Origin of the sequence: Vibrio genomosp. F6, from assembly GCF_005146325.1 — a bacterium.
GTDB classification, from domain to species: Bacteria; Pseudomonadota; Gammaproteobacteria; order Enterobacterales; family Vibrionaceae; genus Vibrio; species Vibrio cortegadensis.
Genome location: NZ_SYUT01000024.1, coordinates 405,790 through 427,579 on the forward strand (window position 1 = coordinate 405,790; position 21,790 = coordinate 427,579).

21 protein-coding genes are annotated in these 21,790 nt (G+C 41.6%); 11 read left to right on the forward strand and 10 right to left on the reverse strand.

The features are described from left to right. The first annotated feature begins 460 nt into the window (after window positions 1-460). Complete coding sequence (locus tag FCV43_RS10675; RefSeq protein ID WP_017053461.1) at window positions 461-1,348, forward strand: DMT family transporter; 888 nt, start codon at window positions 461-463, stop codon at window positions 1,346-1,348. Between the two features lie 64 nt (window positions 1,349-1,412). On the opposite strand, the gene FCV43_RS10680 is transcribed toward FCV43_RS10675, so the two are convergent. Then, the gene (locus FCV43_RS10680; RefSeq protein WP_017053460.1) at window positions 1,413-1,778 is read right to left on the reverse strand and encodes a hypothetical protein; all 366 of its coding nucleotides are present in this window, start codon (window positions 1,776-1,778) and stop codon (window positions 1,413-1,415) included. 529 nt (window positions 1,779-2,307) lie between these two features. Here FCV43_RS10680 and FCV43_RS10685 point away from each other — a divergent pair. After that, a complete protein-coding gene (locus FCV43_RS10685) occupies window positions 2,308-4,293 on the forward strand; it encodes a GGDEF domain-containing protein (RefSeq protein WP_136995150.1) in 1,986 nt (661 codons plus the stop codon). A 122-nt stretch (window positions 4,294-4,415) separates the two neighbouring features. On the opposite strand, the gene FCV43_RS10690 is transcribed toward FCV43_RS10685, so the two are convergent. After that, complete coding sequence (locus FCV43_RS10690) at window positions 4,416-5,696, reverse strand: DEAD/DEAH box helicase (protein WP_136995151.1); 1,281 nt, start codon at window positions 5,694-5,696, stop codon at window positions 4,416-4,418. Between the two features lie 203 nt (window positions 5,697-5,899). On the opposite strand from FCV43_RS10690, the gene FCV43_RS10695 reads away from it, so the two are divergent. Both FCV43_RS10695 and FCV43_RS10700 read left to right on the forward strand, forming a co-directional pair. Further along, window positions 5,900-7,129, forward strand: a complete 1,230-nt coding sequence (locus FCV43_RS10695; RefSeq protein ID WP_136995152.1) for a M20/M25/M40 family metallo-hydrolase — start codon at window positions 5,900-5,902, stop codon at window positions 7,127-7,129. Window positions 7,130-7,194: 65 nt separating this feature from the next. Beyond that, the gene (locus FCV43_RS10700; RefSeq protein ID WP_136995181.1) at window positions 7,195-7,446 is read left to right on the forward strand and encodes a DUF2999 family protein; all 252 of its coding nucleotides are present in this window, start codon (window positions 7,195-7,197) and stop codon (window positions 7,444-7,446) included. A 129-nt stretch (window positions 7,447-7,575) separates the two neighbouring features. Here FCV43_RS10700 and FCV43_RS10705 read toward each other — a convergent pair whose 3' ends face one another. Beyond that, on the reverse strand, window positions 7,576-9,114 hold the full coding sequence (locus FCV43_RS10705) for a methyl-accepting chemotaxis protein (protein WP_017053455.1): 1,539 nt from the start codon (window positions 9,112-9,114) through the stop codon (window positions 7,576-7,578). A 200-nt stretch (window positions 9,115-9,314) separates the two neighbouring features. Between FCV43_RS10705 and FCV43_RS10710 the strand changes: the two genes are divergently transcribed. After that, entirely contained in the window at window positions 9,315-9,941 is a 627-nt protein-coding gene (locus FCV43_RS10710; RefSeq protein ID WP_017053454.1) for a helix-turn-helix transcriptional regulator, read from the forward strand. Window positions 9,942-10,013: 72 nt separating this feature from the next. Here the strand turns inward: FCV43_RS10710 and FCV43_RS10715 are convergent, their stop codons facing one another. From FCV43_RS10715 to FCV43_RS10725, 3 genes are all read right to left on the reverse strand, one after another. Next, on the reverse strand, window positions 10,014-11,138 hold the full coding sequence (locus FCV43_RS10715) for an aminotransferase (protein ID WP_136995153.1): 1,125 nt from the start codon (window positions 11,136-11,138) through the stop codon (window positions 10,014-10,016). A 44-nt stretch (window positions 11,139-11,182) separates the two neighbouring features. Next, window positions 11,183-12,157, reverse strand: a complete 975-nt coding sequence (locus FCV43_RS10720) for an ornithine cyclodeaminase family protein (protein ID WP_136995154.1) — start codon at window positions 12,155-12,157, stop codon at window positions 11,183-11,185. A gap of 190 nt (window positions 12,158-12,347) precedes the next feature. Continuing rightward, entirely contained in the window at window positions 12,348-13,229 is an 882-nt protein-coding gene (locus FCV43_RS10725) for a LysR family transcriptional regulator (protein WP_136995155.1), read from the reverse strand. 112 nt (window positions 13,230-13,341) lie between these two features. Here FCV43_RS10725 and FCV43_RS10730 point away from each other — a divergent pair, with 112 nt between their 5' ends. Continuing rightward, complete coding sequence (locus FCV43_RS10730; RefSeq protein ID WP_136995156.1) at window positions 13,342-13,644, forward strand: putative quinol monooxygenase; 303 nt, start codon at window positions 13,342-13,344, stop codon at window positions 13,642-13,644. Further along, complete coding sequence (locus tag FCV43_RS10735) at window positions 13,641-14,621, forward strand: Gfo/Idh/MocA family protein (RefSeq protein WP_136995157.1); 981 nt, start codon at window positions 13,641-13,643, stop codon at window positions 14,619-14,621. Before FCV43_RS10730 ends, FCV43_RS10735 begins: the two co-directional genes overlap by 4 nt. A 105-nt stretch (window positions 14,622-14,726) precedes the next feature. Here FCV43_RS10735 and FCV43_RS10740 read toward each other — a convergent pair whose 3' ends face one another. Beyond that, window positions 14,727-15,626, reverse strand: coding sequence for a DMT family transporter (locus tag FCV43_RS10740; protein WP_136995158.1), 900 nt, complete (start codon window positions 15,624-15,626; stop codon window positions 14,727-14,729). Between the two features lie 390 nt (window positions 15,627-16,016). Here FCV43_RS10740 and FCV43_RS10745 point away from each other — a divergent pair, with 390 nt between their 5' ends. After that, on the forward strand, window positions 16,017-17,549 hold the full coding sequence (locus tag FCV43_RS10745) for a phospholipase D family protein (protein WP_136995159.1): 1,533 nt from the start codon (window positions 16,017-16,019) through the stop codon (window positions 17,547-17,549). A gap of 32 nt (window positions 17,550-17,581) precedes the next feature. Here FCV43_RS10745 and FCV43_RS10750 read toward each other — a convergent pair whose 3' ends face one another. Next, window positions 17,582-18,145 carry a dihydrofolate reductase family protein gene (locus FCV43_RS10750; protein ID WP_136995160.1) on the reverse strand — a complete coding sequence of 188 codons (564 nt, stop codon included), beginning with the start codon at window positions 18,143-18,145 and terminating at the stop codon, window positions 17,582-17,584. A gap of 120 nt (window positions 18,146-18,265) precedes the next feature. Between FCV43_RS10750 and FCV43_RS10755 the strand changes: the two genes are divergently transcribed. Beyond that, window positions 18,266-18,826: a TetR/AcrR family transcriptional regulator gene (locus FCV43_RS10755; RefSeq protein WP_136995161.1), complete on the forward strand. Its 561-nt coding sequence runs from the start codon at window positions 18,266-18,268 to the stop codon at window positions 18,824-18,826. Window positions 18,827-18,946: 120 nt separating this feature from the next. Here FCV43_RS10755 and FCV43_RS10760 read toward each other — a convergent pair whose 3' ends face one another. Continuing rightward, a complete protein-coding gene (locus FCV43_RS10760; protein WP_136995162.1) occupies window positions 18,947-19,714 on the reverse strand; it encodes a helix-turn-helix transcriptional regulator in 768 nt (255 codons plus the stop codon). A gap of 98 nt (window positions 19,715-19,812) precedes the next feature. On the opposite strand from FCV43_RS10760, the gene FCV43_RS10765 reads away from it, so the two are divergent. Both FCV43_RS10765 and FCV43_RS10770 read left to right on the forward strand, forming a co-directional pair. Continuing rightward, window positions 19,813-20,190 (forward strand): hypothetical protein, encoded by a 378-nt coding sequence (locus FCV43_RS10765; protein WP_136995163.1) that lies wholly within the window; start codon window positions 19,813-19,815, stop codon window positions 20,188-20,190. Window positions 20,191-20,293: 103 nt separating this feature from the next. Beyond that, entirely contained in the window at window positions 20,294-20,710 is a 417-nt protein-coding gene (locus tag FCV43_RS10770) for a GFA family protein (RefSeq protein WP_017053441.1), read from the forward strand. Between the two features lie 74 nt (window positions 20,711-20,784). Here FCV43_RS10770 and FCV43_RS10775 read toward each other — a convergent pair whose 3' ends face one another. Beyond that, window positions 20,785-21,663: a LysR family transcriptional regulator gene (locus tag FCV43_RS10775; RefSeq protein ID WP_136995164.1), complete on the reverse strand. Its 879-nt coding sequence runs from the start codon at window positions 21,661-21,663 to the stop codon at window positions 20,785-20,787. Window positions 21,664-21,790 lie beyond the last annotated feature (127 nt).

Here is a 21,790-nt window from a genome sequence, read left to right on the forward strand (position 1 = left end):
ATCTTTATGTATTTAAATGTAAAAAATAAATATACTAATATTGGACTTTAATACTAGTATTTAAATTTACGGTAAACTTTAGTTTTAGAAAGTAACGTTATTTGCTTTTATGCTTGAATGAATTTTTCTGTAAGGGATTGTTTATAATAACGATTAATCTAGAGCCACTGTTTTAAACAGGTTCTCATTGTTTGTTTCTGTTTTAATGTGTTATTTAATAGCTATAATGTACAAAGTCTCAAAATCGAGACGATTTTAGAGCACCGAAATCATGGTCAATAGATAGGTTTTTGAGTTTATTTATGATGTTTTTATTCGTTAGCTCAGCATTAAAAGTAGCCACATGATGATTTGATTCTTAGTTAAGTGCATGGTGAGCCCAGATAAGTATTGTATTCGTTGCTCATTAATACTAACTTACAATATCTTAACAAATACATGTTTTATGGTATCTGAACTTATGAATCTCTCTAATATGTTTCGCCTAATAACGCTCGCTGCTATTTGGGGGGCGTCTTTTCTCTTTATGCGTATTGCTGCTCCATCAATGGGAGCGGCTGTTTTGATTGAGGTTCGAGTTGCGCTCGCGGCGATATGTCTATTCTTGATTTCGCTGTATCTGAAGCGAAAGTTAGCGTTCAGAAAATACTATAAGCACTTTTTCATTATTGGTTTATTTAATACAGCGGCGCCTTTTTTACTCTTTGCCTATGCCGCTCAGACACTGAACGCTTCAACACTCTCTATTTTGAATTCAACGGCAGCGATCTGGGGAGCCATCATTGGTGTGTTATGGAGAAAAGATGCATTAACCAGAAATAAGTCAATGGGTTTAGTTATGGGGATTGTAGGTTGTGCAATTTTAGTTGGCTGGGATGCGGTGAAAATTGGCGAAGGCGCGATGCTTCCTATCGCAGCGGGCGTAATGGCAGCGTGTTGCTATGGTATCGCAACTAACTACGCTAAGAATGCACCTTCCGTTCCGGCTTTTAACAATGCGCATGGAAGCATGTGGGCAGCGGTCATCATTGTTCTGCCGTTACTCCCATTTTTCCCAACACAAGCGCCACTGACCACTGATACATTAATTGCCGTTACTATGCTGGGTGTTATGTGTACTGGGCTTGCTTACTTGCTCTATTTTCGATTGATTACCGAGGTTGGGCCTGCTTCCGCATTATCGGTGACCTTTATTATTCCAGTGTTTGGTATTTTATGGGGGAACTTATTTTTAGACGAAACGATAGGCTTCAATACCATTATTGGAACCGTTTTTGTTGTTGGAGGAACAATGTTGGTAACCGGTTTTTCACTCTCTAGCTTGAAGGCTTCAAGAGCGAAGGTTTAGTGCTTTTAAGGTTTAGTGCATTATAGACGTATGCACTAAACCCGATGAATTCTAAATTGGAGAGTTATTTCATTTCTGAAATGACGGAAGGATCATTCAGCAAGTTAAATAGCATACTTTTTGCCGCTGATCGTTGCGCATCAGATAGCGCTTTTGTTGGGTTTTCTCTCGATTGTGTGAGCAGCTTTTTAATGAACGAACTATTTGTGCCAGATAACTCATATACAAATCGTAGCGTGTCTAATAGTTCATCTTGAACCAAGCTATACACTGCCATCTCGCAGCTAAGGTTATCCATTGCAAGTAGGTTGTTCACGACGACTTTACGTTCTGCGTTAAACTTTTCTTTTGCTTCGAAAGCATCAATCAACGTTTGTATTCTGTCGACGATTGCTACAGGTACTTCCATTGTTTTAGTTTCATGAATCATAGTTGATTTTCCTGTTTTAGCTGGAATTTTATCTCTGAGGTAAGTTTACGCGTTAACTGATTTTTCAGCATTAACTTTAGCGTTAAAGCTATTGTGTTAAAACCATCGCGTCATAAACCATAGCTCCAAGCCTCGGAATGGGCTTGATGTGAGTTAAATTTCCATTTTTAACGTTGAGCAATAAATGATAAGGAGATCTGGGCGTCGGGTCACCCTATATTTTCATTTCTTTGCTGAATACTGTGAGGTTAGTGTTATATAGGAAGCATCTACTCGTACTCACTTGTACACAACGACATTGCAGTATTAGGTGATACGTATCTCGTGGATAATTCGGTGTATGAATAGTTGAAAGCTGAACACATACCTCTTGCATTGTTAAACGTTGATATTTTTATCTCTAAGTGAAAAAAATTGTACAGTGCCTTAGTTTGTTTACAAAAGACTCAAGATAAATTGAGACAAAGGATTGACTAAAAATTGATAAGCAATCAAGATCTTATGTAAATTACCTCCAAAAAAATAATTTATGCCCAAACCTCGAAAATTGAAAACACTCGCTTTTTACTTGATCTCGTCACTTTTGCTCTCCGTGTCCTTGTACGCGCAAGCCAATGAACCATTACCTATTCCTCTCTTTTTTGCGGATAAAATTACCGCACAAAATGAAGCCATATTTTCCATTTATCAGTTAGCCGATAGCGAACCAGAAGTCGCCCGAAAAATGCTGTCCCAAATTTCATTAGCGAGCATTGAGGAAAAGGATAACCTTAAGCAAGCTCTATATTATTTGACTCTATTTCGTTTGGAAGGCGCGCTTGGTTCTACCGATATGTGGCAAGAGGATAAATATTCAGGGGACCATGTCGCCAGGTTAGACTCTTTAGGTGAGCGATTAGATCAAGCATGGATGCAGGGTGAGGCTGAATTGGAGAGGATCATTGAATTCATTGAGATCGGATATTATGACGAAGCATTACGACGAGTAGAAACCGTCATCGAGATTGCCAAACAAGCAGAATATTGGCATTTGTTGGCAAGAGCCACGAAATGGCGAGCAAATCTATATGTTGAGTTATCTGACTATCCAAAAGCGATGGAGGATTACCGAACTGCGCTGGATATTTTTACTCAACAAAAAGACATACTTCAACAGGCTAGAGTACTGTCCAATATTTCCACCGTTTACTTTCGCTTAGAGGAGTGGGGGCAAGCGGATAAATACAGTCGTCGGGCCTTTTCGTTGGTTGAACACTCGCATTTTAATAACCCTAGCGTCAAAGTGATGCTGCATATCAATGCCGGGATTATTGCTAAAAATTTGGATAATAAAGCGTTGGAGTCCGAGCATTTTCGCGCTGCGGTTAAGTTATCGACAGAAAAAGGCTCTCGTTATTCCCAAATTTATGCGCTTGCTAACTTGGTAACGTTACTGATTCAGGAAAATCAAATAGATGAAGCGATAGTAAGTGCTCAGCGATGTTTGACTCTAGCAGAGGAAGTATCAGATAGAGCGGGGCTCATGTATTGCAATGAAGCGGTGGCAGAAACGTATTTGAAGCAGAAGAGGTTTGATGAAGCCTTAGCGCTAGCGGAAAAAGTGTTCGCACAATTTGACGCCGCCAATAATCGCATAAAAGCAATATCAATGAAGGCATTTATTGCCAAAATTCATGAAGATAAGTCTGATTATAAAGAGGCTTTAGTGTTGTATAAGGAGTATGCGAATGAACGGAATGACTATCTATTCGACGAACGACGCAAAGAGTTATTTGCTCTTCAAGAAAACTATGAGGCTAAGTATAAAGAAAACGAAATAGAGTTATTAAAGTATGAAAATGCACTAAATTCGGCTCGCCTGTCACAGCAGAAAATGCTCGATAAATTGTGGGTGTCAGTGTTACTTATATTCTGTTTGGTGATTTATATTCTTTTCCGTCGTTATATCTCCGTGTCCAAAACAAATTTCCGTCTTCGTCGGTCTAATGAAACACTGACGTCTCAATCATTAGAAGATCCTTTAACTGGCCTGCATAACCGTCGATATTTGGAGCAATGGTTGGAAAAGGCTGCACAAAATAACCAGCTAGCGGCTTATGATCTTGTTGTGTTAGTGGCCGATGTGGATCATTTTAAGAAAGTGAATGATATTTACGGTCATGATGTTGGCGATGTTGTGTTGACAGAAGTGGCTCGTCGCTTAAATGAAAATGCGCGTAGTGATAATGACTTGCTGGTTAGATGGGGCGGTGAGGAGTTCGTTCTGGTGTTAGCGGTATCTCCAGAGTCTGATGCTGAGTTGGTACTCAATCGCCTGCGTGAATCGATTTCAGTCACTCCTATCATATGTGCGAATCATGAGTTAACCGTAACCATTTCGATTGGTGCATTTGGAAAGATTAAATATGGTGAAATACATAAACGGTGGAATGAGATACTCTCAAAATCTGATGAGGCGTTGTACGACGCGAAATTATCGGGTCGTAACCGTGTCAAATTAGTTACGGATAATTAATGTTCAACGTTGCAGGTTATTTAGGGTAGGCATTTAAGGCTAGATGGGTTGGCGCTAACCACCTAACCTTAAACGACGGTTTCTATCTAAAACCGTCGTTTACTGTGTACCAGTATTAATTGCTACAACCAGTAGTCTGAGTTTCCAGCTGCATTTTTCTTGCGCTTCTTTTTGCCAGTGCCTGCTGGTTTTGCCATTGGCTTACTGGCCGCTAGATAGGCTTCAGCCGCTGCTTCATCGACTTCAAATCCTTCAACTTGTTCACGGTCAAGTCTGATTTTGTTCTTCTTCTCGATGATCTTGAAATGATGGTAATCTTCATAATCGATAAGTGAGAGCGCCAAACCTACTTCACCAGCACGGCCGCTTCGGCCAATACGGTGCATATAGTCTGATGGGCTTCTTGGTAAGTCAAAATTGATGACAACAGGTAGCTTTTCAATATCAAGACCACGAGCGGCGATATCTGTTGCGATTAATACGTCAATCTCGCCGGCTTTAAACGCTTCAAGCACTCGGGTTCGAGCGCCTTGGCCTTTATCGCCATGAAACACTTCCGCAATAATGCCACGCTTATGAAGCTTATCCGCTAAGTGCTCACAACTGTTCTTTGCGTTAACAAAAATCAGCGCTTGTCGCCATTGATGTTGATGAATTAAATAAGCAAGTAAAGCCGTTTTCTCACCTTTGTTCACAGTAAATACGCGTTGTACTAACGTGCTGGCATCGGTACTTTGTAACTGTACTTCTACTGGGTCGATCAATAACTCTTGAGTCAGTGTTTGAACTTGTTCAGGGAACGTTGCAGAGAAAAGTAGCGTCTGTTTCTGTTTCGGTAGTAAACCTAACAGTGCAGATAATTCTTCCGTAAAGCCGAGGCTCAACATGCGGTCTGCTTCATCTAACACTAAGGTTTTTACTTTATCGAGCTTAATGGCATTGCTTGAGATTAAATCGAGCAATCGACCAGGGGTTGCAACGAGAATATCGGTGCCACCACGCAGTGCGAGCATTTGTGTATTTGCTGATACACCACCGAATACCGCAACCGTCTTAACCGCTCCGTTGAAGTGCGTAGCATAAGATTTGATGCTGTCTGAAACTTGTTTGGCTAATTCACGTGTTGGAACCAAAATAAGCCCAGTAACATAGTTTCCTTTACCGCTTGGCTTTTCAGATTGCTTCTGCGTGAAAACGTACTCTAACAAAGGAAGCGCAAAAGCGGCGGTTTTACCTGAACCAGTATTCGCACCAGCGATCAAGTCACGACCTGCTAAAACGCTAGGAATGACCTGTGCTTGAATCGGTGTAGGTTGTTGATATTCAAGTTCAGTTAGACGAGCTAACAGAGGTTGAATTAACCCAAGTTCTGCAAAATTGGCTGGTGTTGTGGTTGTTGTCATCAGTATAAAAGGCTCAAAGCTAAGATAATGGGCAGCATTTTAGCTTATTTGGGCTTGGTTAAGTAGCTCGATATTGACCTAATGCGCATTACTCTAAGAGTGATATGGTAAGTAATGTGGGAATTATTTTATTCGAATCACTTGAAGTTCACGGTTGCTCTGATTAACGTAGCGTCAATTAATGGATAGAATAAGAGTAAACAATGAATACAACCAATGAGAATGCTCAAAAACAGTCGGCTTGGACCCAACCAATGGCACAAGATCAATTTGATTTCATGTCTACAGTGTTAGCGGCTCCCTCTCCAATTGGCTTCGAAGCGGCAATGAGCTACGGTGTCATCAAACCAGAATTTGAATCTTTTATGCCAGCAAGCTGGGGCGTTCACCAATTTAAGGGAAGTGCGAGCGTCGTTTTCGATTCACACCCTGGGCGTGATGATTTAACCAGCGTAATGATTGTTGGTCACGCAGATAAGATCCGTATGCAAGTTCGTAAAATTGATGAAGATGGCAAAGTATGGATTAACACCGATTCTTTCTTGCCAACCACGCTCATTGGCCACGAAGTGAAAGTGTTCTGTTTGGATCCTGAAAAGTCAGGAGCGTATAAATCAATTACAGGTTGTACGGTTGAAGCTCTAGGGGCGATTCACTTCTCTACTCCTGCGCAACGTACGGGCGAGCAAGGGATTAAACCTGAATCTATTTATTTAGAATTGCACATGCATGGCGAAGATCGCAAGGCGCAAGTAGAAGCGCTTGGCTTACGTGCTGGTGACCCTATTTTACTAGATCGACCAATTAAACGTGGTGTCGCGGCCGATACTTTCTATGGTGCGTATTTAGATAACGGTTTGGGCTGTTTTTCAGTGACTGAAATTGCACGTATGTTGGCAAGCGAAGGGCTAGATAAAGTTCGAGTGTTGTACACAATTGCGACTCATGAAGAGATTGGTCGTTTTGGTTCAACGCAAGTGGTGGGTGAGCTTAAGCCTGACGTGTTGATTGCAACCGATGTTAATCACGATTATGAAGCAGCTCCGGGAATTGGCAGTCGTAACATGACGCCATTGAAAATGGGCGAAGGCTTTACCGTTGGTCGAGGTTCAGTAAGCTCTGAATTTTTAGTTCAAACGTTAGCAAATGTATGTAGCGAGAAAGAGATCCCATACCAAATTGACTTTTCTGGTCGAGATATGGGAACGGATGGCATGGCGGCTGCACTTGCAGGTGTAGATAGTGCTGCGATCACCATCGGCTATCCGATTCGTAATATGCATACGTCATCTGAATCTGCACATACTGGTGACTTATTGGCATCTATTCACGCTATTGCAGAGTTATTGCGTCACTTCAATGATTTTAATAACGGAAACGGTATCACCCGTGATGACCTGAAAAACAGTCATATTCGATTAGATAACCTGTAATTCTCAGCGTAGTCTAAATAATGTTAGACTACGCGATGTTTGATTTAGTATTTAAAGGCAGAGTAATGAACCCAATTCTTGCAATCTTGAAAGAAAGTAATATCAGTGACGAACAAATCCGTGAACTTTTTGAGACGTTGACTCAAAATCCACTCGCGGCAATGGCAACAATTGGTCAACTAGGTTTACCTCAAGACAAACTGCAATTGCTAATGGGGCAGGTTCTGCAAAACCCTGCGCTAATTAAAGAAGCAGTAGAAGAGCTTGGACTAGACTTCTCAAAAGTTGAAGCAGCAAAAGAGCAGCTTCAGAAATAGACTGAGTTTCAATGATCTAAACGTTAGAGATCATCAAGAGTCTGAATAATAGAGTCGTTTAATGCACCTTATTCGAGGTGCGTTTGCGACTCTTTTTTGATCTCGATTTTATTGCTTATCTACTTTCCATTATTTCTGAAAAGATAACCCCAACGACGCCAATTGTTGCGCTTTGCCTTTAATGTGACGCGTTAGCTCCGTGACTTCATCTACTTCTTTTAAGTTACATTGGGATGCATCTCGAATAGTTACAATGTTCTGGTTAATATCACTGGCTACGACAGATTGCTCTTCTGTTGCGGTTGATATTTGAGTCGCAGCGGCTTCGATGTGCTGCATTACACTCGCCATTTCCTCAATTTTCCGCTGCGTATCTGATGTGAATTCAATGCATATCTGCGCCGAGTTTTTCCCTTGCTTCATCGTTTCAGAGAGCTCCGCTACAGACTCTAATACACTGCCCATTGATTGCTGGATATCGCTGGTGGCTTTTTGTGTTCGTTGGCTGAGAGCCCTCACTTCATCGGCAACAACCGAGAAACCTCGGCCATATTCACCAGCACGAGCCGATTCAATTGCCGCATTAAGCGCAAGGAGATTTGTCTGTTCCGCAATGCCTTGAATTTCAGACATAATCGATGTGATGCTGGTTAGCTTTTGAGACAAGTTTTCGGCAGACTCATAGGAAGCGGAAACGTCGTCCACTAAGGTCGAGACTTGATTTTGAGTTTTCTTACTTAACGAATTTGCATCTTGGCAAGTCGTATTGGCCGAGAGCACTTGATCCAATGTCGAGGCGCTATTTCTTGAAACTTCACCGATGGTTGCCACCATCTGTTCAACCGCCGATGCAATGTTCTCAATCTCTACGGTCTCTTTTTCAATGTTATGGTGAGCGTTATCGGAGACGTTTTCTAAAGAGTGCACTTGTTTAAGTAAATTACTACTGCTGTCTAACGTTCGTCCTAAAATGGTTTGTACTCGTCCTTGCTGCATCTTTAAGTGATATTCGGCGTAGTTTGTCTTGTCATCACAAAAGACCAAACGAGAAATGCTGTCATAGCTTTGTTTGAGTTCGTCGTAGAATTTTTGGCGAATGAATAGCTCATGGTAAAGCACACTAATGGTTGCAAATGGCACGATCAAAGTGGCAAGAGGAGAGACATAAAAACCCATAATGACGGCGCATAATGTGACAAAAAATAGCATGATGATTCGGTGTTTGGTGGTGACAAGAATGCTTGATGTGAGGCTTCGAGCCTTACTCGAAACGGAGTACAAATTGATCGCACGGTTTTTGACTTCGGGCGCTAATTTACGGCGAACAGATTGATAGCCAACCAAGATGTTGTTTTCAAAAATGGGGGTGACAAAAGCATCAACCCAGTAGTACCGACCATCTTTGCAGCGATTTTTAACAGCGCCTCGCCATGCTTGCCCATTCTTGAGATGTTCCCACAAATCTTTAAACGCCGCTTTAGGCATGTCTGGGTGGCGAATCATGTTGTGGTTTTTATTTAGAAGCTCGTGCGTTTCGTAGCCTGATACCCTGCAAAACTCTTCGTTTACATAGGTAATTACCCCCCTTTTGTCTGTCGTTGAGACTAGCTCCTCATTGTCTGAGAATTCGACTTCTTCATCGACGATCGCCTTATTTCTTCTATTCATAATGATAAGCCTGACGTTATATTTTCATTGATAGTCGTTTTTCTTAATATGCATATATAAACATAGGTGACTATGTGCATTTTCGCTAGGGACTCGCGTGAAGTACCAAAATCTATACAATATTAGTGAGGCTAGGTAATATACTTCTTCTTTGCGATGTATTACCTGCATTTAGCTAAACGGAACAGGATAAGAATTCTTTGAACGCCAATACGATATTAAGCCGATATGCTTCTGTTGCTGATGGGATAGCTCTGCTATTTTCTGACTATGTAGAAGTCATTATTCATGATTTAGAAAGTCAGTCCGTAGTGCATATTGCGAATAATATTTCTAAGCGGAAAATTGGCGATCCGTCGTCTCTTGATGATGTCGATTTTGCGCAGAATGAAGCGGTAATTGGTCCTTATGAAAAACTAAACTGGGACGGAAAGAAAATATGTTCCATTAGTATTGTCCTTAGAGATGATCAAGGCAGCCCTATTGGTATGTTATGCATCAATATGAGCACGGCTCCGGTGCAAGCGGCTCAAGATGCGTTGGCACTTTTGCTTCCAATAAAGAACCTTATTCCACAGCCAGAGAAGCTATTTCATGATGATTGGCAAGATAAAGTAAATAGCTTTATTCATAGTTGGTTAGCGAGTAATAGCTTAACGATCTCGGCACTGTCTCGTCAGGATAAACGTGAATTGATTGAAGCGTTATTTGATCAAGGAGCATTCAACGGAAAAAGCTCGGCAGACTATGTGGCCAACGTGCTTGGGATGGGAAGGGCTACCGTATTTAACTACTTACGTGAAATCAAGCAGCTAAGAAAGTCGTGATGACAAAAATGCCCTTCTTTAGAGTATAAAGTTAAGGGCATTTTTTAGATAATATAAAAACGAATGGAGCATTTAACCATTCAATTCAGCAAGGAACTCCGAAGTCTTCTGAAGCCCATCTTTGAGTACTTGTGGGTTATTGGCATATCCGATTCGTACATAACCTTCCATTTCTAAAACACTTCCAGGTGTGAACATGACGCCTTTAGATTCAAGCAGGCGTACACAGAATTCACGGCTGGACATATCAAGATCATATTTAAGTAATGCCACGGTTCCTGACTGTGGTTTTACGTAGCTGATTAACGGTTCATTAGAGATCCAAGCATCAAGAACCTCTCGGTTGGCTTGGCAGATAGAACGACTTCTTTCAAGGATCTGCTCTTTGCACTCTAATGCTATGCAGGCAAAGTGATCGTCTAGCATTCCAACGCTGATCGTATTGTAATCCCTATGGATAGTGACCGCGTGAATAACATCCGTTGGAGCCGCTATCCAGCCCAGTCTTAACCCTGCAAGAGAGAAGCTTTTAGACATACTTGCAGTGCTGATCCCTTTTTCGTACAGATCGGCAATGGACGCGGTGAAACCGTCTCCGGAAGCATCCGTTCCTCTGTAGACTTCATCACACAGTAAATACGCATCACAGGCACGAGCAATATCTACGATTTGTTTTAGAAAAGCTTCATCCATTAAAGCGCCTGTTGGGTTATTCGGGTTGTTAATAGTAATCAGGCGAGTGTTGCTATTGGTTAGCTTTTGCAACTCTTCTAAATCAGGTAAGAAATTATTCTCTTCTTTTAGTTTTACTATTTGCACATCCGCACCGAAACTTTCGGGAATGGAGTAGTGCTGTTGGTAAGTGGGTAAGACTGAAACAACACGATCTCCCGGTTCTACCAGCGTTTGGTGAATCAGCGCATTTGCACCGATTGCTCCGTGAGTGATCAGAATGTTCTCTTTTTGCTGATTCTGATAAATCTCAGTGATGTTATTGCGTAAACGATCCGATCCTTCAATTGCTCCATAAGTGAGCTTCATTGGCAGTAACTCATTGAGAATCGTTTCTCGTTTTCCTGCCATGTCGAGCAATTGTTCAACAGTTAAAGATTCAACACAGGTTTCAGCCAAATTATAGAGACAAGAGTTTTCATACTCATTCATCCAAATTTCAACACCAAACTCTTTAATTTTCATATTACATTCCTTTATTCATAAAGTTTTAAAATCGATGGTCTCTATTATTTTTTGCTGTCTATCAGTTGCCATATACCATAAGCGATCGCAACATCTTCGAGCCCTAAGCCGATAGAGCGAAAGAACACAGGCTTCTTATAGTCCGGTAGGTGACAGCGTTGAGCGACAAGATCCGATAAGTCTCCAACAATGTTAGCCTTATCCCAACCGTGTTGATCTTTTGCCAATTTCATTTCCCCAGCACTTTCAGGTGTGGTTAATTTGTAGTCGCAATATACATCCATTTTGTTCAGTAACGCTGGTGGCACTTCATGCGCATTGACGGCATTCGTACTAATGGAAGTGATCAATGCCGATTGTGGGATCTGCTGTTCGGAAATGACAGCGCTTGCCGCAGAGGTACATAGCATAATGACATCGGCGTTTTCTGTGGCTTGACAAGAGTGTAAAGCAATTTGAATTCGGTTATCTATTGCTCGTATTTCATTTTGGCGAATGTCGTTATCAATTAATTCAGGGGCAAATATCGTGATGTGTTCCCACTTTCTTAACGAAATTACATGGCGAAGATGCGCTAAAGCGACGTTACCTGCACCTATTAATGCTAAATGCGAACTCTCTTTTTTTGCTAAGTAATCAATGGCTAATGCCGTGGTTCCTGCGGTTCGTTCAACCGTCAGTTGCCCTGAATCACAAAGCAGCAGTGGCATACCTGTCTTCATCGACATCAGGTGTGTCCAAGCGGTGATAATCGGAGCCCCATCAGTCACTATGTAAGGGGAAAGCTTAGCACCGAACACTCCTTGTTCAGCAAGTACGCCGAGGTAAGTGATGTAATCGCCTTTATTGTTAGGGAATGGTGTTAACGTTTGGCTAGGCTGTACTGCGTTATCACGAGCTAAAGATGCAAACAGCGTCTCCATGAGAGATTTAACATCTAGTTTAGGGAGAAGCGATTGCACCTCTTGGTCATTGAGGACGTAGGGAGCACAGGGTGACTCGGAAGTATTATTGGTCATTTGAGTTACTCGTTAGATTTTGTAATACCAATAATACTCATTAGTCTAAGTTATACTGTGAAGTCTATAGTGTTTTTGTGAATCTATAAATTTAAGGTTTCTATAGCTCTTAAGTTTCCTATCAATTGAAGCTTCCCATAAATTGAAAGTTTCCTGATGCTTTAGGCTATGAGTGAGTATCGAAAGTCGGCTAACTCTCATCAATATGCTTGAGAACATAATCAACAAAAGTTCTATTTTTTAAAGACAGATGTTTAGATCGATAAAGTAAATGGATCGGTTTTGGCTTTGGAGTGGAATCTGTGAGAATTTCGATAAGCTGATTCGATTCTATCTCTTGTGTGACCAAAATCTTGGGTTGAAGAAGGATGCCAATGCCTTGAAGTGCTGCAAACTTTAAAACATCACCATTATTAGAGGTCAGCCTAGAGCTTGTATTGCTAAAGGTGTTCGACGGTAAGTTCATCACCTGTTGGCTTTCACCTTGATGATAGTGAAATCCTAAACAGTGGTGGTGTTTGAGTGCTTCTAATGAATTAATCTGTCCATGCTTTTCAAGATAAATGGGAGAAGCGCAGTAAGTCATTTCATAGTGGCCGAGCTTTCTTGCAACAAGGGAAGAATCAACAAGATCGCCAATACGAATTATCATATCTGCATCATTCTGATAAGGGTCAATAAGTCCGTTATCTAGCATTAACTCGATATTAAGATCTGGGTATTCTTCAAGAAAGCTTGCCACAATGGGAGTCAGAATTTTCTTGCCGAATGTCACAGGGCAGTTGACTTTAATAGTCCCTGTTGGTCGGTTGATTAACGTTTGAATCAGGTTTTCTGCGTTTGTTATATCTTCAATAATTCGATGGCACTCGCTGTAGTAAAGCTTACCTGCTTCAGTTAAAGACTGCTTACGAGTTGTCCGGTGAATCAGTTGAGTTCCCAAGCTTTGTTCAAGAAAATTGACGTGTTTACCTACCATTGTCGGTGAAATTTGGAACTGATGAGCAGCACTTCGAAAGCTGCCATGTTCGACAATATAAGCAAAAATTTTCATGCTTGTTAGTTTGTCCATTATGCACTGCCAGTTAATAAACAATAAAATATGGGGCAGTTTATCAATCTTATGAAGTTAATTATAGTTGAGCCCAATATTGAGAATAAATTTAACAACATAGGAAGTGATGATGAACGACACTATATTTGTTACGGCTGAGCTAAAAATGAAGACTCAGTTATCAAGAGAATCTGTTATTGAAGCCATTGAGCAATTTTGTGTCGACATGCAGGCTGAAGAAGGGTGTTTACAAGCGATGGCGACTTACGATGAAAAGACACCAGACAGAGTGATATTGTGGGAGCGATATAAAAATAGAGCCGCCATCGACGCACACTTTGCTATGCCACACACTCAAGCGTTTATTGCTTCAGATGTGACCTCATTAGTTCAAGTTTTTGAAACTCATCAAGCGGGAGAGGCAGCAGAATGAATTGGGGAATTTTAGGTACAAGTTTTATTTCTGGCGTCATGGCTGAAGCGATTAACTCAGATCCTGATAGCCATTTGTATGCCGTTGCTGGACGTTCAGAACAGAACCTGTCTTTATTTGCAGATCAATACTCCGTTGGCACTCGTTATACCGATTACGAAGCGCTATTAAACGATGATCTGGTGGATATCATTTACATCGCATTGCCAAACCACGTCCACCACGATTTTATAATCAAAGCCGCGCAGCGTGGAAAAGCGATTCTCTGTGAAAAGTCACTATCGGTTGATATGGAAAAAACAGAACTTGCCTTACAAGCCGTGAAAGAACATAACGTCTTTTTTGCTGAAGGGCTGATGTATTTGCACCACCCACTTATTCGTGAACTCGTTGCGGTTCTTGATTCGGGCGAGATCGGTGAATTGCGTTCGATTCAAGCTTCGTACATCGCATCCATTGCTCAATTTGTAAATCCAGACAGTAAAGGCGCGTTATACAATTTGGGTTGTTATCCCGTGTCTTTATTGCATTTGGTAGCAAAAACTATGCTAGGAGAGCACGTTTTTGATAATCGCACACTCCATGCTATTGGAAGAAAAGGCTCGGATGGGAACCTTTGTGAATCTAGCCTTATGATGCGCTTTGGCGACCAGCAGACAGCAACGGTTCACACCGCAGAAGATCATGGATTAAAACACCACTTCACTATTTTAGGTAGCAAAGGGTGCATCACCATGAACTCTAATCCATGGCTACCAAATAAAGAGAATGACTTCTCGGTTGAAGTGTATGAAACGTCAAAGCGTAATGTTTCTGTTCCTGCGGATGGTGACGCCTTTTTGTATCAAGTGCGCCATGTAGCCAATGCAGTAAAAGCAGGAGAGAAAGCGTTATCTAACCCATGCGCGACTTGGGATGATTCGTATCGAATAATGCAACTGCTAACGGAATGGGAATCCGCCGCGACCAGCGAATAGTTTCCAACGTTTGATGTAGACAAGCCATACTGCTAAAACGATATTTTCTCTTTAGCAGAATGAATAAGCGAAGGCAGAGTCGTTACAAGAGACTCTGCCTTTCGATTACTTGGCGCTGAATTGAGAGAATATTCGTTTGCCGAATACATTGATCAGAGCGCCTGTCACGATCAAACCTCCTCCCAAATAAGTCCAAATTGAAGGGACTTCATTGAATATCCATACTCCTAGAAGTGCAGAAAAAATAATCTGAACATATGAGTAGGCTGAAGCTTTACCTGCGGCTTGAGTCTGCATCGCTTTAGTAAGACCGAATTGACCGATTTGGGTAAAAATACCGACCAAAACCAGCATGATGGTTAAAAAGAAGCTTGGCCATACGAAGTCATTCCAGATAAGTACAGTCGAGATCGGCAACGCGACCAATGGAAAGTAGAAAATAATGACGGAGCTATCTTCAGTTTGGCTTAGCTTCCTCACGATCACGTAAGCAATCGAGCTTCCAAATGCCCCACATAACGCGATGATTACGCTAAAAAGTGGCAGTTCATGGGTTAAGTCACTTGTCATGCTCGGTTGTACCATCACCAATAAACCTGCAAGGCAGAAAGCAATGCATATCATGGTGGAGTGTTGGACTCGTTCTTTAAGAAATAGAACACCGAGTAAAGCGGTAAAAATGGGATGAACGTATTGTAAGATGGTTGCCTCAGCTAGCGGCAACGTCGTTACGGCATAATACACACACATCAAAGCGGTAGTGCCGACAAGGCCGCGAACGAAAAGCAGTGTTTTGTTGTTTCCCCAAATCGAAATGCCTTTTCTTTTGACATCGATATAGCTAATGATCAAAGAGACTAAAGCCCTTGCTGCTACAATTTCAAATACTGGAATACCGTATAGGCTAATGTACTTCACGCAAGCAGACATGAGCGCGAATCCAAAAGCAGAGAGGAGCATGAACCTAACCCCAACAGGGATTAGCGAAAAAGAGAAAGAGGGCATAAAAATATCAGTCAAGTTGTGGGTAGGTCATCATATCTTAGTTTTAGAAATTCGGCTTAAAAGTTTGCTCATTGAGATGCTCAGCCAGTAGCTCTAACGCTAGGTCGTGGTGCAATTTGGAATTATGATCTTGCGAGTAAAATGAAGGCGGCATTCATAGTGGTAAAGGTATTTTGGACTCTTTAATGTTGAGCGACTAAAGTTCAAGTAGCTGAAATTTAAGTGACTAAAGTTTATGTGACTAAAGTTTAAATGGCTATCGTGCTTATCTTGATGAACTTTGTTTGCCATAATAGTTTTCAGTTCGGTACTCCCAAATTGTATGGTGATGCCGACATTAAAGGAAAGATAGTTCTTATTGGACTTCATACTATAGAGGAAGTGCGATTCATGCTTTTGCTACAACGTGTCAGTGTCACCCTATTTTTAATCACGATTCTATCTGGGTGTGGATCACTTCCAGAAGAGATCGACCACCCAGCAGAGCCGATCATCACTTCGTCGACGAGCACATTATCAGAGTTGGTGAGTACTTATCCGCTTAGTCCTTCTAAACAAGAAAACAGTGCCGTCTTATTGCAAGATACGGGTTGGGATGCACTGTCGCAGAGACTTGCATTAATAGAAACCGCAGAACAGAGCATTGATATTCAATACTATATTTGGAACTCTGATGCGTCGGGTCATTATCTCGCGAGCCGCTTACTTTCTGCGGCTGATCGAGGCGTTAAAGTGCGTGTCATGCTTGATGACATTAATCTTAATGAAAGAGAAGATCTGCTTGTTGCACTGGATTCACATCCTCAAATTGAGATCCGCATTTTTAATCCCATTCCTACTCGCCGTGGTGTCGCCAAATGGTTAAATGTATTAGGTGATTTTTCTCGCCTAAATCGCCGTATGCACAACAAATCATTTACCGTCGATGGTGCCTTTTCTGTTGTTGGCGGGCGTAACATTGGGGATGAGTATTTTGATCTCTCAGATGAAATTAATTTCCGTGACCGAGATGTTCTCGTGATGGGCGCGGTTGTTGGCGATATCCAAATGAGCTTTGGACGCTATTGGGACAGTCGTTGGTCATACCCTGTCGATTTGTTAGGCGGGAAGGCGTCATCTGATCTGCCTGTATTAGATGAAATCTCAGCACCTCGTTATACAAATTATCCAGCATTACCTGAAGATAGTAAGACGGCGAATCTGCTTCTAAAAACACTGATGAGTGAGATGACATGGGTGAGCGCCCGTTTTGTTTCTGACCGACCTGTTCCAATTGATGCAGACAACACCAGCGAACCAAAAGCCACGGCTAAAGTATTAGCTGAATTAGCGCGTGAATCGGATCAAGAGATACTATTGGAATCCGCTTATTTGATCTTTGATGATAACCAATTAGAGGAGTGGCAATCGCTTAACCGTGAAGGTGTTCAGATAAAAGCATTGACGAATTCGATGGCGTCTAATGATTTAACAACGAATCACTCTGGCTATGCAGGTCGACGAGATGAGATGCTTGATCACGGCATCGAGCTATTTGAGCTAAAACCTGAGACAAAATTGTGTGAAGTGTCTACGGGTGATGCCTCTAAATGTGCGCCAACATTAGCTTATGGGCTGCATGCAAAATCAGCTGTTTTTGATAGACAAATCGCGAGCATTGGCTCTTTCAATTTTAATTTACGTTCTACCTATCTGAATACTGAGTCTGTTTTGATCATTGAAAATCAAACGGTGGCACAAAGCCTCGCAGATGATATTGAGCTGGCGATGAGTGAAGATAATAGTTGGCGTCTTAGTTTGTACGAAGGCAAGACGCGTTGGTATTCAGGGGATAATAGCTGGGAAAGTGAGCCAGAAACAGGCAAATGGGAGCGTTTCAAATCACGCTTCTTGCAGCTATTACCGATAGAGAAATACTTGTAGGCTGAGTATCAATATCACTGAAATAAAATTGGTTATGAATAATTGACGCTATACTTAACCTGAATGAAATCGTTAGCAAAAGCCGTTGCTTGTGCCTGTTCTAATTTGATTACATTGGCCGTTTCACCAAATAGAGGGATACCTTCTCCGAGTAACAGTGGGGCGCGTGTTATGGTGATCTCATTGATTAATTGTTTATTAAGAAAGGCTTGAATTGTATTACCGCCATCGACATACGCGTGGTGGTGTCCTTCACTTTCCAACTTAGAGATTAAAGCATTGAGATCCCCAGAATACATCTCAACGTATTGCTTCATATTGTCTGGAGCCTGCTTTATGGTGTTACTCAGAACGATGATGCGAGTGTCACCATAAGGCCACTGTTCTGGCGTTAGATCCATACTTGAAATCATTTCCATGCACTTTCGGCCCATGATCAAACAATCTACAGACGCCATGAATTTAGCGAATCCCATATCGGCTTGGTCGCCCATATCTGCATTTGGATTCCCCGCAGTATGTAGCCAATCGACACTGCCATCATTTTTAGCGATGAAACCATCAAGGCTGGTCGCGATATATACAGAACACTTCATATTGTCGTCTCTTTTTGAGTTTAGAAGAACGAAGCTGAGCTTAGCCCTTGCTTTACATTCAGTATGGAATTAAATTATTCTACAGTGTAGAAATTAAAGTTATTTTAGTGAGAGAGTGAAATGTCTGTCAAGGATAAAAAACGCGGTCGACCAAAAGGCGTAACCAATCAGTTAAGTGCGGACACCATTATTGACATGGCTAAATCATTAATGAGAGCTGAGGGAAAAATACCGAGTATCAGAAAGTTAGCATCACATTTAGATGTTGATGCGATGGCGATTTATCACTACTTCAGCAATAAAAATACATTATTAGAGTCGATCACAACGTCACTGATAGAAGATATTTATGAACCTCAGGCGATTAACCATTGGAAACTAGAGCTGAAAGAGTTGTGCACCAGCTACTTAGCGTTGTTAAACAATTACTCTGGACTACTGGAAACACTTCTTGGTATGAGTTCTGATAGCCCCGCAGCAGTATTCATTGAGCGATTTCATGTGGTGGTAGCGCCATTAAACTTAAGTGATGAATCAACGAAAAATGCGCTGGATTTATTGGTCGATTATCTTCATGGATTTGCTCTTGCATTAAATTGTAGTGCTGACGTTTCGAAACTGAATATCGATATGTTAGAAGGCCCACTTAATATGTACTGTATTGCGTTGGAAAATACATAGAAGGACAGCAACTTATCTCGTACTGGCGCGGCGGTTTTAAGATGACAACATTGTCCTGAAGATGGCGTGAACCAAGCTGCGTGGTTTCGTTTTATATGGGCGGTCTTTAGGCCGCCAAAGCTACATGCTATTGAAATAATCCCCATATTCACTAAGTAAACTCCGCGAACTTCTAAGCCGAAAACGCCCTTTTTCGACCGTGGCATCGGTTATTCTATCAATTCGAAATAATCGAGGTGCTGCTCTCAGATAGTCCCAGCCTAAAAGATACCAAGCAGGCCAATTGAGTAAGATAAACTGCGGTTCTATGGTTCTTTTTGTCTCTACTTCTTTTTCTGAGACATAGCGAATGGAGAGCTTTTGCTGCTGAATAAATGCTTGGCTGACATCATTCAAAAAAGGGTAGTGCGTATTCGTCACTGTATTGGCGACAGTTTCAGAAGCAACAGCACCAACCAATACACGCTTACGTAAGAGGTTGATGCGTTTTCTCTGCTCATCGTTTAGAAAGAAAGTGAGTTTATTTTTCACGCTCGATATGTTGTCACCCAGTATGGGGCAGTTCAACGAATCGGTCAGTGCGAGGGCCATTAAGGTATTTAAAATCTCTTCATCACTTAAAAAGAATTTAGGAGGACGGGCCATCCCTCTTAACTCAATCCCACCTCCGGCACCTCGCTCAGCATCAATATCGTAACCTTGTTGACGTAACAAAGTTATATCTCGCGAGATACTTCTCACCGAGACATCAAGTGAATCGGCTAATGCCTTCGCCGTCCATAGATTGTTGTTTTCTAATAGACCAATAAGATTATCAAGCCGTTCTTGTCTATTTTGAAAGCTGCGCATTATTAATAGGCCATTTAGTGTCGTATTTATAGTTAGCATAACATTTCACCACTGATTGAGACAGATATGCAGTATTCGCTTTGAGTATGGGCATGACTTAATCAAATAATTAGAATGTTTAAATAGGGAGTAGAGAAATGAAAACACTGATGACTGGTTTTACCGCCGTAGTTTTGGCTTCTTCAGTTAGCGCGGCATCGACATTTGAAATTGTGAATACTAAATTTGTAGATGGGGTGAATTATCAAGAGCAGCAAGAGGCGATGGAAAGCTTAAATACAATAGTGAAGCATTTCGAAGGTTTTCAGAGCCGTCACTACTTTTATAGTGAGGAGCTAAATCGTTGGACTGATATTGTTGTTTGGGAAAGTGTGGAACTCGCTCAATCGGCAACCGTAAAAGCGATGGAAAACCCAAAGGCTCAGCAAGTCTTTTCTAAAATGGATATGGATAATACGATATTTTCACATTATCAATCGGTTGGGCACATCGAAGCGGAGTCGGTGGCTAAGTAGGGTTAAAGGGGATCTCTAGGTCTCAGTTTTAGTTATATATCTTTATCAATATCTCGAAGAGAGAAGATACGTTGACCGATCCATTCACTAAGGAGTGAAGCGAATGTCTCATTCAGAAACACGTTGTCTTTGTGGCGCTGTAAAAATCGTTGCAGAGGATATAAATCCAAAATTTACGGTGTGTCATTGCCAATCATGCCGGACATGGGGTGGGGCACCCTTCTTTGCGGTGAAATGCGGCTCAAAAGTAAACATTGAAGGGGATGACCATATCAAAATGTATGAGTCATCCTCTTGGGCATCGCGAGGTTTTTGCTCTGAATGTGGGACTCATCTGTTCTATAAACTTAAAGCAACGGGTGAGTACAACATGCCAGTAGGCCTGTTTCCGAATTTGGATGGGCTAGAAATGGATATGCAGTATTTCAGTGATATGAGGCCAAGCTATTATTGTTTCTCAAATGAAACCCAAGAGATGACAACTGCTGAGATCATGGCCTATTTTGCAGATAAAGTGTAAATAGATATTGTGAGGATCTGGGCACAAAACGATGATAAAGAAAGGCTGTCACTTTATTCGTTATTCGTTATTCGTTATTCGTTTCCGTTCTCTTGCAATAGAGAAATGCCATCGTTGACCCAATGAAGAAGCTGCTTGGTGGCTTTAGATAGAATCTGATTTTGCCGAACAATGTAGCCCAGATCGGTGGTCGGGAAGTCAGGCAATGGTGTGACCAAGGAAGTCAGGTGGCGTTGAGTGGATAGGGCGAATTCAGGAACGATGGCGACGCCAAATCCTGCTTCTGCCCAATCAATTTGTGCATCCACGCTGCCGACTTCCATCACTCTGTAATTGGAAAGGTTGAGTTTCGGTAACGCGTTATCAATGAGATCTCTTGTACGAGTATCATGACCGAGCAAGATCAAAGTTAACTCCTCGCCTTGTTCGGTATTTCGTTCAAATCCATCGCCGAATGCGACCCAGTTTAACTGCTGTAATTCGACAAAATGCAAAGGTTGTGTCTGTTTTTGGGAGATAACAAAACCCAGATCAGCCTCCGCATTTTTCACCAGTTTAGAAGCCTGTGATGATGTGGTGTTTAATAGCACGATATCGATACCCGGGTACTGAGCTTTAAACAGCTTAAATGCCTCAATGAGTAACGCACGAGAAATAATATCGCTGGCCGCAATGGTAATAACGCCTTTATCGAGATCATTGAGAGCATTAAGGTCAGCTTGGCAAACCTGTAATTCTTGAAGCGTTCTTTGGCTACTTTCAAGTAACCGTTCGCCAGCTTGAGTTAAATGAAAAGGGCTTCGTTCAATGAGTTTGACGTTGGTGGCTTGCTCTAACTGTTTGAGGTGCAAACTCACATTGGGCTGAGTCATATGCAATGCGATGGCTGCTTTGCCAAAATGCTTATATTCCGCCAACGTAACAAATGTTTTAAGCCAATGGATATCGAGCATCGTTTACCTTTATGTGTGCGAACAAAATAGGTTGGTATATGAGTTTCTTATTAAGCTGATAATTATAATTAATTTCTCATATCTCATCAATGAGCCTAAGATCATTTCTTAATCAGTGAGGAGAATT